Origin of the sequence: Clostridioides sp. ZZV14-6009, from assembly GCF_020658095.1 — a bacterium.
In the GTDB taxonomy this organism is placed as follows: domain Bacteria; phylum Bacillota; class Clostridia; order Peptostreptococcales; family Peptostreptococcaceae; genus Clostridioides.
The window spans coordinates 707,881-723,338 of sequence record NZ_JAGWDG010000001.1 but is presented as its reverse complement, the minus strand read 5'-3'; the positions used below and the strand labels follow the sequence as shown (position 1 = coordinate 723,338).

Genomic DNA, 15,458 nt, shown 5'->3' with positions numbered 1-15,458 from the left:
TTAAATAAATATTTATTTAACTAAATAATAGTATACATAGTCAGAATATTTACGGTATTCCGGTAGAAACTTATGACCCGTATTGTCAAAATTATATGTTATACAATATAAAACATGAATTTTTCTTTACGAATATTATTTTAATTTATATAGTTAATTTTGTCAATATATGCGTATATATTAGAATAAATTTGTATTAATATTCGATTATATTAACTGTTAATTTGCTATATCTATGTCATACTTATATTCTTTGCATTTTTATAAAATATATGATTATTTAATACAATTTATTTATAGTAGGGACATAAAGTTTATGTTAAGATTATATTATATTTATTATAGCAACTTGATAATTAATAATTTTTAAATTTGGAGGAATAAGGGTGAAAGATTTAACTACAGGTCATGAGGGAAAATCTATATTCTTTTTTGCTATGCCTATGCTTATTGGTAGTTTATTTCAACAACTATACAATACTGCTGACAGTATTATAGTTGGTAGATTTATTGGTAAAGAAGCTATGGCTGCAGTCTCAGGTGCTAACCCTATAATGTTTTTGCTAGTAGCAATGCTTATGGGTGTCAGTCTTGGTTTTTCTATTTTAATTTCACAGTTTTATGGTTCAGGAGATTTAAAAAAAGTAAAAGCTACTATTGATACTACATATATACTTTTATTTATTGGCTCTATATTAATTAGTGTTATTGGAATAGTATTTGGAGGTCCTATGCTTAAGCTTATGAATACTCCAGAATCAGTTTTTAATCAGTCAAAACTATATCTTACTATAATATTTGGTGGAATCTTATTTTCTGCTGGATACAATTCAGTAAGTGCAATACTTAGAGGACTTGGAGATTCAGTAACTCCACTTTATTTTTTAATAATAGCCACAATTTTAAATATAGTTTTAGATTTAACTTTTATTGTAGTCTTGAAAATGGGAGTTGAAGGCGTTGCACTTGCCACTATAATGGCTCAAGCAGTATCATTCATAATTAGCATAATATATTTAAATAAAAAACACGAAGTACTTAAATTTAAGATTAAAGGAATTGTATATGATAATAAAATATTTAAAGATGGTCTTAGATTAGGACTTCCAAGTGGAGTTCAACAGATGTTATTTTCAATTGGCAACATGGCTCTTCAATTTTTAGTTAATAGTTATGGTACATCTGCTATGGCAGCTTTTGGAGCTGGTCTTAGAATAGAAAACTTTATAAGCTTACCTATCATGAACCTTGGTTCTGCTGTTTCCACTTTTGTTGCTCAAAATATAGGTGCTGGAGAAAGTGAAAGGGTTAGAAAAGGAATTCGTGAATCTATAAAAATGACTTTAATTCTAGCAATTGTAGTCGTTGCCTTAATCTTATTATTTAGAGAGAACTTAATTTCTTTATTTAATACTGACAAAGAAGTTATTGAAATTGGCTCTTCTTACTTATTTATAATAGGACCTTTTTTCTTATTTATTGGTACTTCCTTTGTACTTTCAAGTGCAATGAAAGGTGCTGGTGATTCTATGTTTGCTCTGATGAGTTCAGTCGTATCATTATGGCTTGGAAGAATTCCTGCTTCTTATTTATTTTCTAGATTATTTGGAACAGATGGAATTTGGATGGGTATCCCTTTTGGTTGGACTTTAGGTCTTATTGTTACAGTCATCTATTATAAAAAAGGGTATTGGAAAACTAAAGCTATTGTAAATCATAGAATTAATGAATAATCTTTTAATAAAATGTATTCACCTTCATTATGATATAATAAATTATGGAGGTGGATACAAAAAATGGATATTATTCTTAAGCCAAAACAATTTTGTATGACTATTATGGTTACTATAATTCTTTACTTCTTTCTAAATTATAGTTTCAATATAAAATTTTCTATATGCTTATCTTTTTTAACTATCTTAATATGGGCTGTAGACTCTGTTGAAAAAACTGTAGTTGCACTAGTCTTTGTAATATTAGCTTTTATTTTTAATATTGCACCTTTAAGTGTTATTTTACAATTTTTATTTACAGAAAATTTTTATATAATAATCCTTGCTTACATAATTACTAATGCAGTTGCAAAGACAGGTGTTGCAAAAATTATTTCTGAAAAATTAATTTTAAATACTGTAGATACCCCTAAAAAAATGATTTTTTTATCATATATTTTAGGTGTATTATTAATATTTTTCATACCACAACCATTTCCAAGAGTCATTCTTGTGTCCGCCTTTTATAAGGAATTTTTTAAAGAACAACACTTAACTGAAGATTCAAAATCTATACTTCTGTTCAGTATATTTACAGCATCTACATTTACATCAATGTTTTTTGTAAATGGAGATACTCTTTTAAACTATGTAGTCCTAGAACTTGGAAATTGTAATATAAACTGGAGTCAGTGGGCTTTTTATATGTCTGTTCCAACTATAATTACTTGTTTTATAACTTATTTTTTATTTATATTTGTTTTTAAAAAGGAATTGTCTTTAATAAAATTTGTTTCTTGTGATAATCTTAATTCTAGTAAATTTCAATTTTCCTATTCTAATCTGAAAAAAGAGTTTCATTTATTAAGCGATGAACAAAAACACGTATTTTTATGTTTAGGAATAATGTTTTTTATGTTTCTAACTCAATTTATTCATAATTTAAATACACTAATTATAATGTCTATTTGTGTACTTCTTTTGTTGTTAAAAAGAATAATTGGTTTTAATACTTTAAAAGAAATAAATTGGAAAGTTCTTATTTTTTTTATAGCAGCGTTTTCTATTGGAGGAGTGCTAAAGTACTCTGGAGTTGTTGATATAATGGGAAACTATTTAATAAAATTAATTCCAAACTCTTCAAAAACTATTTCAATATTATTTTTAATAACCCTGACAATAGTATTGAATATATGCCTTGGAAGTGCTGTCACTACATCCTCTGTGGTGATACCATTACTTGGAAGTTTACATATATTAAAAGAAAATAGTATTGTTCTTTGCCTTTTTGTTTATATTGTAGTAAGTATACAATACATCCTGCCTTTTCATCATGCAACAATAATGGTTGGACATGGTGAGAATCTATATAATAGTAAGGTTATTTTTAAGTATGGTTTAACCTTAATTCCTTTAACCTATTTTATAATAATCTGTATAACATTCCCTTGGTGGAGATTTATAGGTCTAGAAGTTTGACAAAGATGAAAATATGAATTTTCTTTTTAATAATTTAGAATATTATTATCTTAAGTTAATTCATATTTTCATCTTTTTTATAAAAATCTATTTATAAAATTTCATAAAAACTAATTTTTTATTCTCAAATTAAATGTTATTTGTTTTGCTACCTTTTCCAAAAGTATTTTCCCAATCTTCTATAAACTTATCAACACTCCAATCTGTCAATGGGTGATTCATCATGGATTTACAAATATCATATGGTACTGTAACACTGTGTACTCCACACTTCATTAATTCTATAACCTGTTGTGCATTTTTAAAACTAGCAGCAAGTATCTTTGTATCCATATTATAAGTATCTATTATTTTTACAAGCTCTGAAACCACAGATACACCATCACCAGATATATTATCAAGTCTGTTTACATAAGGTGCAACATAGTTTGCCCCAGCTTTTGCAGCTAAAAATCCCTGATGAGCAGTAAATATTGCAGTAGCAGTTATTTTTATTCCTTTTTTATGAAGGTCTTTTATAGCTCTTAAACCATCTTGTGTTACAGGTATTTTCACATATATGTTTTCTCTCAAACTGCTTATATATAATGCTTCTTCTAATATATCTTCATACTTTGTACTTAATACTTGAGCATGTATAGGCATATCCTCACCTATAATTTCACCAATCTCACTTATAAGTTGCTTAAAATTCTTTTTTTCTTTTGAAACAATACTTGGATTTGTTGTTACACCATCAACTGGTAAATAAGTACATAGCTCTTTAATCTCCTCTATGTTACCTGTATCTAAGATTAGTTGCATTAAAATATCCCCCTTTAAACTTTATTTTTTTATTTTATTTATTCTTATTATATATTGGTTTGGTATTATTTTCAACTTTTTTGTTATTGTTTTTTCTGTTTTTTTATTGTTTGATTTTGTTGTATATTTTTATAATTTCTTTATTTATTAAGTTTTAAATAGACTATTAAGAATAATATACTTTTTATATTAAATTAATTTTGTATTCTATATTAAAATAGTTGATATTTTATCTTTTATCTTATAATATTTACTATAATACTATATTTAGGAAAAGAGGTAAAAGATGTTTGCAGAAGAAAGGATTCAGGCTATATTAAATATCCTAAAAAAAGAAGGAAGAGTTACTGTAAAAGAACTTAGTTCAAAATTTAATGTTACAGAAGATTGTATAAGAAAAGATTTAAAAAATATAGAAAAAATTTCTTCAATACGAAGAATTTATGGTGGAGCTGTACTAGTCAGAGAAACTCTTGAAAACCAAGATACAAAAGATAGAAAAGAAATTAATATACCAACAAAAAAAATAATAGCAGAAAAAGCATTTAATCTAATTACAGATAGAGAAACTATATTTTTAGATATATCTACAATCAATATATTGTTGGCTAAACTTTTAGCTGAAAGCAATAAGAAAGTAACATTGGTCACAAATATGCTAGATATACTAAATGTAGTTACTTCAAAGCCCAATAATTTAAATGTAATTTCTACTGGTGGTTTATTAAATCTTAGCTTAGATGGATTTGTTGGAACTCCAACAATAGAATTTATATCAAGATATAAATTTGATAAAACGTTTATGGGCAGTTGTGGTGTAGATGTATTTAATTCTTCTCTTACAACATTTGAAATTGAAGATGGACTTACAAAAAAAGCTATAATAAATTCAAGTAAAAGAGTATTTATAGTTATGGAAGATAAAAAATTTAAACTTGATGGAAACTTTAAGTTTGCTCATTTAGAGGATATTAGTTCTATAATTACAGAAAAATCACCTACTTCTGATATAGTAAATACTTTATCAGAATTTAATGTGAATGTTTTATAAACCTAATGATATATTTTGCAAATAGATTCAAGAGATAAACTATTATTTTGTAAATATCCTTAAAAACCTTAATTATATATGATTACAGTAATAATCAAATTCAATATTTAAAATTTTAAAATTAACATGATTTAAATATAATATATTTGAAATAGACCTTCTAAACATAATACAGTTATTTTTAGAAAGTCTATTTCTTCTATAAAACCTTTTATAGTCTTTTTTATCTAAAAACTACTATTGACAATAGTACCTAAATCTATAGACAAAACTTTATTTCATTTCATCTTTCATTTGCTTTTCTAAATCTTTTGCAAATTTCTTTTGCTCATATCTTTCCATCATTTCATCTTTCTTCATTTCTAGGTTTACCATAGCACCTTGAGCATCATCTTTTAAGTCTTCAGCAGTATTTTTCATTACATAAGCTGTCTTTTTAGCACCTTCTTTTAAATCTTCTTTCATGTTTTTCATATCTCTTTTAAGTCTATCCATCAAAACTACCTCCTCTGTAAATATAATACTTCCTACAGTTATTTTTCCCAAAATGTATATATTTATTTACTCTATCAAGTATAATTTTTAAGTTATTAAAAGTAATTTAAGACTATCTGAATATATAACGTTTAATAAAGATTCCCTATTTTTCGTTTTAAAATAAAAATAACATCAAGCATATATACTTTACGCTCAATGTTATTTCTTAAATCCATTGTATTTAATTGTTGGGAATTACTATAATGATGATTTAATTGGAGGATGTTAAGTTATATCATCATTATAGCTTGGTGTTATTTTATGGTTTAAAATTTTTTTATTTCTATTTACATAATACATTTTTAGTATGAATTTTTTGTGATTTTGAAATGAACTATTATTGAAACTTCTAATTTTTGAACTCAACCGTAAATACTACAGAGTTTTCCTTATTTTTTATACTATATTCAAACCCATGAGTTTTAAAAATTTGACTGACTATATAAAGACCCAGTCCACTTCCTCCAGTTTTTCTTGAACGAGATTTTTCTATTCTATAAAATGGATTAAATATCTCTTCTAAGTAACGTTTCTCTATAGTTACACCAGTATTTTCAATTTCTAAAATAACTCTTTGATTAGAAGTTTTTTTGTTTATTCGACTGTTTTTATCATAAAGTCTAATTATAAGCTCTGAGCCTTCAGGAGAATATTTTATAGCATTATTTATTATATTATTAATTGCTTTAGTTATTCTCTCTTGGTCTGCCTTAATTTCTAGGTTTTCTTCTATTTGCAAAATAGTTTTCATATGTTTTTCTTCTATTAAAAATACTTGTCTTTTTACCAATCTATTTAAAAGTTCACTTATATTTATAGATACTAGTTTTAAATCTTTTTCTAGTATTTCTGATTTTGAAACCTCTATCATCTCATTTACTAAATCTTTTAGCTCTTGTGTACATTCATATGATTTTTTCAAGTAAGTATCCCTATCTTTATACTTACCTACACTATAAATCATTCCTTCAATTTGACCACTTATTATGGTTATTGGAGTTTTTAATTCATGTGATATAGTTGCAACAAAATCCTTTCTTCTATATTCCTGTTCTCTTTCACTCTCTATTATATTTATAAGAGGTTTTGTTATTACGATTGAATATATATATGCTCCAATAATTGCTATTAATATCGCTATTGATATAATGTATGGCATTAACTTTCTTATGACTTCATTTGCTTCATCAATTGGCTGTAATGGCATAACAAGTTCTAAACTATATGGTCCGTCTTTTGAGTCTTTTGTATATATAGGTATAGATGTTCTATACTCATCTTCAATACTATTAATCATATACTTACTATATCTTAAAATAACTACTTCATTTTTACCATATACAATTTTTCCTTGGTTATCTTTTAATAAAATAGCAAGGTTTTGGTCTTTAGCCATATAATAAAGTCTTTCTTCTAAAGTATATGTATCAAAGTGAATTGAACTATCTACTAGAGACTTTAAGCTTTCTTGAAGAGACTCAATTTTATACTCATGATAATATGATGGCAATAAAAAATATAAAATTAGATATATTATTAAAGCTAATGCTATTAATAATGATGTTGTTATGGAAAATAATTTATACTTTATACTTAATTTTTCCCACTTATCAAATATCCTTCTCAAGTGTGTATCCTATTCCTTTTACAGTTTTAATATATGGTAATGATATTTTTTTTCTTATATTTTTTATATGTGCATCAACAATTCTAGTATCTCCATAATAATCATAACCCCATATACTATCTAAAAGACCTTCCCTAGTTATAACCTGTGGATATTTTTCTATCAAAGCTTTCAATATATTAAATTCTTTTAATGTAAGTTCTATAGGCTCTCCATCTATCTCAGCAATATATGTGTTTAAATCTAACTTTAATTTTTCAAAAACTATAAACTTATCATTTATCGTTTTGTTGCTTCTTCTCAAGATAGCTTCTACTCTTTTAATGAGAAGATTAAATGAAAATGGTTTTGTTATATAATCATCGCATTCTAAATCAAATCCCTTAAGTTGATCTCCTTCATCGTTTAAAGCAGTCAAAAATATAATTGGAACACTTGATGATTTTCTTATCATTTTACAAACTCCATAACCATCTAAGTTTGGCATCATTATATCTAATATTACTAAGTCATAACTTCCTTGCTTAAATTTTTGTATACCTTCTAATCCATCATTTGCTGACTCGACCTGATAGCCTTCTGCACTTAAAAACTCTGATATTAATTCTTGTATGTTTGAATCGTCTTCGATTACAAGTATTGACGAGTTCATCCTATCAATCCTTTCTATTTTAAAATTTCCTATATTACTTATATTTTATCTCATTGTTGTGAATTTTACATGAAAAAAGAGCTATCTTAATTTGTAAATTAATCCTTTTAATTAAAGATAGCTCTTTTAAATACATTTTTGCTTAATTTATTGTTCTAATTTTTTTTATATGCTTTGAAATTTTTAAGTCTAAGTGCATTTGAAACCACTGAAACTGAACTTAAACTCATAGCTGCTGCTGCAATCATTGGATTTAAAAGAGGTCCTCCAAAGATATACAATAATCCTGCTGCTACAGGTATACCAATTGTATTATATCCAAATGCCCAAAATAGGTTTTGCTTTATATTTTTTATAGTTTCATTACTAAGTTTAATCGCAGTTGGAACATCCATCAAATCACTCTTCATAAGCACTATATCTGCAGACTCAATTGCTACATCTGTTCCACTTCCTATTGCTATGCCTATATCAGCTTTTGCAAGAGCTGGTGCATCATTTATTCCATCTCCTACCATTGCAACAAACTTACCTTGATTTTGCAATTTTTCAACTTCTTTTGACTTATCTTCTGGTAAAACCTCTGCTAATACCATATCTATACCTACTTGACTTGCTATAGCATTTGCAGTCTTAACATTATCTCCAGTTACCATCGCAACTTTTATTCCCATATTATGAAGAATATCTATTGCCTTTTTACTACTTTCTTTAACCACATCTGCAACTGCAATTATTCCTGATAAATTTCCATCTACAGCAATATACATAGGTGTCTTACCTTGACTTGCCAGTATATTAGATTTTTCCTCTAAATCTTTAAGGTTGATATTATTGTCGTTCATAAGTTTTCTATTTCCAAGTAATATATTTTCATTATTTATAGTAACTTGTATACCAGCACCTGGTATAGCTTTAAAGTTATCAACTTTTTCAATCTGTATATTTTTATCTTCCCCATATCTAACTATTGCTTCTCCTAGAGGATGTTCTGAACCTTTCTCTGCACTTGAAGCAATCTTAATTAGGTATTCTTCTTTCACATTATTTAACACAATATCTGTTACTTTTGGTTTTCCTTCTGTTATTGTACCTGTTTTATCAAATATTACTGTATTTACTTTGTGAGCAGATTCTAGTGCTTCCCCACCTTTTATCAGTATCCCATTTTCTGCACCTTTTCCAGTTCCAACCATTATAGCAGTTGGTGTAGCCAATCCTAATGCACAAGGGCAAGCAATTACAAGTATTGATATGAATATAGTAAGTACAAATACTATGTCTTTTCCACCCACTAAAAACCACAGTAATGATGAGACTATAGCTATTGCAATTACTATTGGTACAAAATATCCAGAAACAGTATCAGCAAGTTTAGCAATAGGTGCTTTTGTCCCCTGTGCATCTTCAACTAATTTTATTATTTGAGCAAGAGCTGTATCTCCACCAATTTTTTCAGCTTTAAATTTAATAACACCATTTTTATTTATACTAGCACCTGTAACTTTACTTCCAATATTTTTTTCTACTGGTATACTTTCACCTGTAAGCATAGATTCATCAACTGATGTATATCCCTCTATTACAACTCCATCTACTGGTATTTTAGTCCCTGGTTTTACTAGTATTATATCTCCTATTTCAACTTCTTCTATAGGAGTCTCTATTTCTTTACCATCAACTATTACTATTGCAGTTTTAGGTTGTAGCCCCATAAGTTTTTTAATTGCTTCTGATGTTTTTCCTTTTGATTTTGATTCTAAATATTTACCAAGTAATATAAGTGCTATTATTATTCCTGCGCTTTCATAATACAACTGATGATGGTGCATACCCTGAATTTGTCCATTTGCTATTTGTATTGTTGTGTATAGACTATATAAAAATGCTGCCAATGTACCAATTGCAACTAAAGAATCCATATTAGGACTTAAAGAAAAAAGTGCTTTAAAGCCATTTATATAAAATTTATATCCAGCTATCATTACTGGTATTACTAAAATCAATTGGGCTAACGCATAATTTAGAGTATTTGTCATGGGATTTAGAATTTCTGGTAAAGGCCATGGTCCTATAGGTTTTATTATCATAGGACCCATTGCTATATAAAACAAAGGTACTGCAAATACTATTGCAACTATGAATTTAATAAATAAAGTATTCATTTCTTTTTCTTTTCTTACTTTATCTTCATCTACATCAACTTTGTTTTTTACTTCTTCTATTGGTTTATAACCAGCTTTTTCTATAGCTGCTTTTATCTGAGATAATTTTACTTTTGATGGATTATAGTCTATATTAGCTTTATCTGTTGCAATATTTACACTAATACTTTCTACTCCATCCAATTTTTTTACTACTCTCTCTACAGCTTTTGCACAAGCTGCACATGTCATTCCATCAATTTTCATATCAATTTTTTTATTACTTTCTTCCTTTATAATTCCATATCCAGCTTTTTCTACAACTTGTTTTATATCATCAAAGCTAACTTTAGAATTATCATATTCTATCTTAAGTTTTTCAGTAGCTATATTTACGCTTTGGTCATATACTCCATCTAATTTCTTAGTTACTCTTTCTACCGCCTTTGCACAAGCTGCACATGTCATACCTGTGATTTTATAATTTTCTACTATTTTATTTGAACTCATAATAAACTCTTCCTCTCTTTCAATATATTTTCAATTAATTTGTATGTTTTATCTTGATATGTAATATTGATAAATTCTTTATTTGGAAATCTATAGTATTTATTATACCCCCTATAGGTATATTTAATCAATATTTTTTTAATAAATAAATTTAATTTAGTTATATTTATTTGTATTTAATAGAAAAGTATACTCATAATTAAATATATACATAAAAAGAGAGCACATAAATTGCTAAATACTTACTCAATTTATATGCTCTCTTTTATATAATTTATTTTCTACTGTAGTTTTTTCTTACATGTATATTTTATTTCTTACATGCTTCAAAAAATTCTTCCTCTGTTTCTTTTATTTCAAGCTCATTATCTATTATTCCTACAGCTTCCTTTTTAAATGCTCTACATTGACCTATACAACCAGTCTTCACATTTTCTTCTCCAACTAAAGTTTTTAACTTATTTACATCCACATTTGAACAGTTTGGACATACTCTTATCATATTTAAGTTCCTCCTTAATTAATGTCTAATTAATACTGTTATACCCAAATATAAGTTTTATAAATTTTTTTTTATAATAAATTATTTCCATGTATTCCAATTTATATCAATTTTATTATTACATGTATGGAGGTATCTGTTGTTTTCTTACTATCTCCAATTCTTTAACTTCTATAAGCTTAACTACATTTACTTTATAGTTTTCTTTAGATTTTATATATAAAACATCTTCTTCTATTTTTTTACCCTCAATAAACTTTTTAGACCATCTTAAAAGTTCATCAAAATTATCTACTTCTTCTTTTATGAAAGTATCACTTTCACTGTTAAAATATTTAATGATTATTTTAGTTACTTCCAATATATATCATCCTCTACTTTTAAATTAGTATTTTCATTTATAAATTTATTATTTGTCTAAAAAAATTTTTTAAACAAAATAAATTTATATATTTGAAATCAACATTTTTACCTAATTTGAATTATATTAATGCATTTTAATCTATTTTTCCTTGTACCTAATAATATATTGTGATATAATTAATAAGTTATTTTAATCGAAGGGAGCAACAAAAATGTCACAAAAACATAAAATTATAAATATCGCAGTTATTGCCCACGTTGATGCAGGAAAATCAACACTAGTTGATGCTTTCCTTTCTCAAAGTGGTGTTTTTAGAGAAAATGAAGTAGTTAAAGACTGCGTTATGGACAGTAACGACCTTGAGAAAGAAAGAGGCATAACTATATATTCAAAAAACTGTGCAATAAACTATCAAGACTATAAAATAAATATAGTTGATACACCAGGACATAGCGACTTTTCTTCTGAAGTTGAACGTGTTATGAAAACTGTTGACACAGTTATTTTACTAGTTGATGCAAGCGAAGGCCCAATGCCTCAAACTAGATTTGTTTTACAAAAATCTTTAGAGTTCGGTTTAAAACCAATACTATTTATCAATAAGATTGATAAAAAAGACCAAAGAGCGGAAGAAGTAGTTAATGAAGTTTTCGATTTATTTGTAGACTTAAATGCAACAGACGAACAATGTGAGTTCCCTATAATATATGGAATAGCTAAACAAGGTATAGCTAAACTTGAAATGGATGATGACAGTGAAGACCTATCTCCACTATTTAAAACTATTGTAAATCATGTTGAAGCTTATCCTGATTACGACAATGAATCTCTACAATTCCAAATATCAGCTCTTGCATATGATGATTATGTAGGTAGACTTGGTATAGGTAGAATCTATAAAGGAACACTTAAAAACAATGAACAAGTTGCTATTTGTAGAGAAGGTTCTGTTGTATCTAGAGGAAAAGTATCAAGACTTTCTGTATATGAAGGTTTAAAACAAGTTGAAGTGAATGAAGCTACTAGCGGAGAAATAGTTGTTATATCTGGTATTCCTGATATATCTATAGGAGAAACTCTATGTGATTTAGATAATCCACTTCCTATGGAAATGATAAAAATAGAAGAACCTACTCTTTCTATGAACTTCTTAGTAAATGATTCTCCATTTGTTGGAAAAAGCGGAAAATTCGTTACAACTAGACATTTAAAAGACAGACTTGAAAAAGAACTTGAAGTAAATGTAGGACTTAAAGTTGAACCTCTTGATACTACTGATGGGTATAAAGTTTCTGGACGTGGAGAACTTCACTTATCTATACTTCTTGAAAATATGAGACGTGAAGGTTATGAAGTTGGTGTTTCTAAGCCTGAAGTTTTAATGCATAAAGAAGATGGAAAATTAATGGAACCAGTAGAAAGAGTTATTGTAAACTGTCCAGAAGTTTATTCAGGTACTATTATAAATGAATTGAACATGAGAAAAGGTATGATGGAGTCTATGTCAATAGAAGGAGACTATGTAAAAATAGAATTCTTAGCTCCTACTCGTGGTCTTTTAGGATATAGAAGTGAGTTTATAAATGCTACTCGTGGAGAAGGTACTCTAGTTCGTTCATTCGAAAAATTTGAAGAATTTAAGGGTGAAATACCTTCAAGAGGAAATGGTGTCTTAATAGCACAAGGACCTGGTGTTACTATGGGATATTCTCTTAATGCTTTAAGTGATAGAGCTACGATGTTTGTAGACCCTGGTGTAGAAGTTTATGAAGGTATGATAATTGGTATGAATTCTAGAAAAGATGACATGGTAGTTAATCCTTGTAAAAACAAGAAAATGAGTAACGTACGTGCTTCTGGTTCAGATGATGCTATAAAATTATCACCTCCTAGAATATTCACTCTTGAGGAAGCATTAGAATTTATAGAAGATGATGAATTAGTTGAAATTACACCAGATTCTATAAGACTTAGAAAAAGATTATTAAATGAACATGATAGATTGAGATATAATAAGTCTAGACAAGGTAAATAAATTATAATATCTATTTACTAAAATGGCCATATAATACTTAAAGATATATTTTCTTTATAGTGTTATATGGCTATTTTTATTTAAAAGCTATATTTATTCAATATTTATATAGTTAGCAGCTTGAACAGCTGCAATAGCACCATCTGAGGCTGCTGTTATTATTTGACGTAAAAACTTAGTTCTACTATCTCCTGCTACATATACACCTTCAACTGATGTTGTACAAGATTCATCTGAAACTATATACCCACCTTCATCTAACTCAAGAACATTTTCAAACATTTTATTGTTAGGCTTAAGTCCTATAGCAATGAAAATACCACTTACATCTATAGTTCTTTTCTCCTCAGTTTTTAAGTCTTTTACTTCTATTCTTGATACTGTCTTTTCACCTTCTATTTTTTCTACACCATGACTGTAAAGTATCTCAATATTTTTTCTTGCCTTTACTGACTTTTCTAATACTTCTTCACCTCTAAAATCATCTCTTCTGTGAATTAAGTACACTTTTGTACAATTATTAGCTAAAAATAAAGCATCTTCTAATGCAGTATTTCCTCCACCAACTATTGCAACTTCTTTATTCTTAAAAAAGGCTCCATCACATGTTGCACAATAAGATACTCCTCTACCTGTAAACTCTTTTTCTCCAACACATCCTAATTTACGTCTTTCGACTCCATTTGCAAGGATAACAGCCTTTGCTTTATGCTCTCCTGATGCTGTTTTAACAATTTTTACTTTACCTTCTAAATTTATCTCTTCTACTTCATCAAACTGAATATCAACACCCTGAGCGACTGCTTGATTATATATGTTAGTAGAAAACTCTATACCAGAAATTTTTTGAACTGCTGGATAATTTTCTACCTCAGATGTACTTGCAACTTGACCTCCATAAATATTTTTTTCAAAGACTGTTACACTTAAACCAGATCTCATAGCATAAATTGCTGAAGTTAAACCTGCTGGTCCAGCACCAATTACAATAATATCTACCATGACAATTTACCTCTCTTTATATTATTATTTCTTATATATTATTCTCATTATTATTATACTTTACTATTATTATCCATATATACTATAAACAAAACATTATTTTTTGTTAGTTTATAGAAAAGATTAATTTGAAAACTGATAGCTATAAATAAAACATCATTTTTTATATATTAACTTTATTTAATAAATATATAAAAAAACTGTAAATAAAAAGTAATTTTTACTTACAGTTCTACTTATTTATATAATTTAAAACCTTATTGGTTATCATTTACAGTGTCTTCTAATATATTGCTTTCTGATATATATGATAGAATTGAAAGTCCATACATAACCAAAACTAATGCTGCTGTTATAAGTACTATTCCCATATTTAATACCTCCTTTTGTTTACAGTATACTCTTATTATGTGAAATACTTGTGAATTTAATTTGAACATATTTGTAATTTTACAATAGTATTTTTTTCAAATTAAAAATTATATACTTTGATTAAGTCAATTACAATTAATTGTTTAAATATTAACGCTATTCATCTATATTTATATGATATACCATATAATTACATTTTTCAAATTAAAGTTTTGTAAACTTTTTTTGTAATATAGTGTAGTATGAAATTGTAATATTACAGATATGTAACTCTTATCTTCTAATTAGTTTTTATTAAAATCCCCTTCATTTCTATGAAAATCCAAGTTTTTATAGATTTAAAAAGGTTAAAAAAATATCCCATTAAAAGTCAATTTGATTACAATTTGATTACAATTTTTTTACATTTTAAAAAATAATTTTTCCAAATTTTTATATTAATACTTGACTTTGTCTGTTTTATATTCTAGAATAATTAATAATATTAAGAATATTGAAAGGCTTTGATTAGGAAGAGTAAATCTGAATCGGTTACCAGAGAAGGAAACTATTAGCTGAAAAGTTTCTTTAACTAGAAAGATTGAAAACTACCTAGGAGCTTCTATCTGAAGTTATCTTATGATTTTAGTAGGAATAGACGTTTTACTACTTACGTTAAAGTATCAAG

Annotated in this window: 12 protein-coding genes, 1 riboswitch and 1 other annotated feature (1 of these 14 running past the window's edge); of the genes, 4 read left to right on the top strand and 8 right to left on the bottom strand. The window is 27.0% G+C overall.

The annotated features are described in order from the left end of the window. Positions 1–17: 17 nt before the first annotated feature. A riboswitch (purine riboswitch) is annotated at positions 18–120 on the bottom strand. A 266-nt stretch (positions 121–386) separates the two neighbouring features. After that, positions 387–1,733, top strand: a complete 1,347-nt coding sequence (locus tag KGF36_RS03080; RefSeq protein ID WP_227829416.1) for an MATE family efflux transporter — start codon at positions 387–389, stop codon at positions 1,731–1,733. Between the two features lie 63 nt (positions 1,734–1,796). Beyond that, positions 1,797–3,191 carry an SLC13 family permease gene (locus KGF36_RS03075; protein ID WP_227829417.1) on the top strand — a complete coding sequence of 465 codons (1,395 nt, stop codon included), beginning with the start codon at positions 1,797–1,799 and terminating at the stop codon, positions 3,189–3,191. Positions 3,192–3,320: 129 nt separating this feature from the next. On the opposite strand, the gene fsa is transcribed toward KGF36_RS03075, so the two are convergent. Then, on the bottom strand, positions 3,321–3,995 hold the full coding sequence (fsa, locus tag KGF36_RS03070; RefSeq protein WP_227850303.1) for a fructose-6-phosphate aldolase: 675 nt from the start codon (positions 3,993–3,995) through the stop codon (positions 3,321–3,323). A 286-nt stretch (positions 3,996–4,281) separates the two neighbouring features. Between fsa and KGF36_RS03065 the strand changes: the two genes are divergently transcribed. Beyond that, positions 4,282–5,046 (top strand): DeoR/GlpR family DNA-binding transcription regulator, encoded by a 765-nt coding sequence (locus tag KGF36_RS03065; protein WP_227829419.1) that lies wholly within the window; start codon positions 4,282–4,284, stop codon positions 5,044–5,046. 273 nt (positions 5,047–5,319) lie between these two features. On the opposite strand, the gene KGF36_RS03060 is transcribed toward KGF36_RS03065, so the two are convergent. The 6 genes from KGF36_RS03060 to KGF36_RS03035 form a co-directional block, all read right to left on the bottom strand. After that, complete coding sequence (locus KGF36_RS03060; protein WP_227434761.1) at positions 5,320–5,541, bottom strand: hypothetical protein; 222 nt, start codon at positions 5,539–5,541, stop codon at positions 5,320–5,322. Between the two features lie 391 nt (positions 5,542–5,932). Then, on the bottom strand, positions 5,933–7,210 hold the full coding sequence (locus KGF36_RS03055; RefSeq protein WP_227829420.1) for a sensor histidine kinase: 1,278 nt from the start codon (positions 7,208–7,210) through the stop codon (positions 5,933–5,935). After that, entirely contained in the window at positions 7,194–7,862 is a 669-nt protein-coding gene (locus tag KGF36_RS03050) for a response regulator transcription factor (RefSeq protein ID WP_227434765.1), read from the bottom strand. Before KGF36_RS03050 ends, KGF36_RS03055 begins: the two co-directional genes overlap by 17 nt. Before the next feature lie 155 nt (positions 7,863–8,017). Further along, positions 8,018–10,516 carry a heavy metal translocating P-type ATPase gene (locus KGF36_RS03045; RefSeq protein WP_227829421.1) on the bottom strand — a complete coding sequence of 833 codons (2,499 nt, stop codon included), beginning with the start codon at positions 10,514–10,516 and terminating at the stop codon, positions 8,018–8,020. A gap of 310 nt (positions 10,517–10,826) precedes the next feature. Beyond that, positions 10,827–11,018, bottom strand: coding sequence for a DUF1450 domain-containing protein (locus tag KGF36_RS03040; RefSeq protein ID WP_227829422.1), 192 nt, complete (start codon positions 11,016–11,018; stop codon positions 10,827–10,829). 118 nt (positions 11,019–11,136) lie between these two features. Further along, a complete protein-coding gene (locus KGF36_RS03035; RefSeq protein WP_227829423.1) occupies positions 11,137–11,379 on the bottom strand; it encodes a hypothetical protein in 243 nt (80 codons plus the stop codon). Between the two features lie 214 nt (positions 11,380–11,593). On the opposite strand from KGF36_RS03035, the gene typA reads away from it, so the two are divergent. Then, entirely contained in the window at positions 11,594–13,417 is a 1,824-nt protein-coding gene (typA, locus tag KGF36_RS03030) for a translational GTPase TypA (RefSeq protein WP_227829424.1), read from the top strand. A 93-nt stretch (positions 13,418–13,510) separates the two neighbouring features. Here typA and trxB read toward each other — a convergent pair whose 3' ends face one another. Next, entirely contained in the window at positions 13,511–14,419 is a 909-nt protein-coding gene (gene trxB / locus KGF36_RS03025) for a thioredoxin-disulfide reductase (RefSeq protein WP_227829425.1), read from the bottom strand. 866 nt (positions 14,420–15,285) lie between these two features. Next, positions 15,286–15,458 (top strand) — a binding site (T-box leader); it runs 57 nt beyond the window's last position.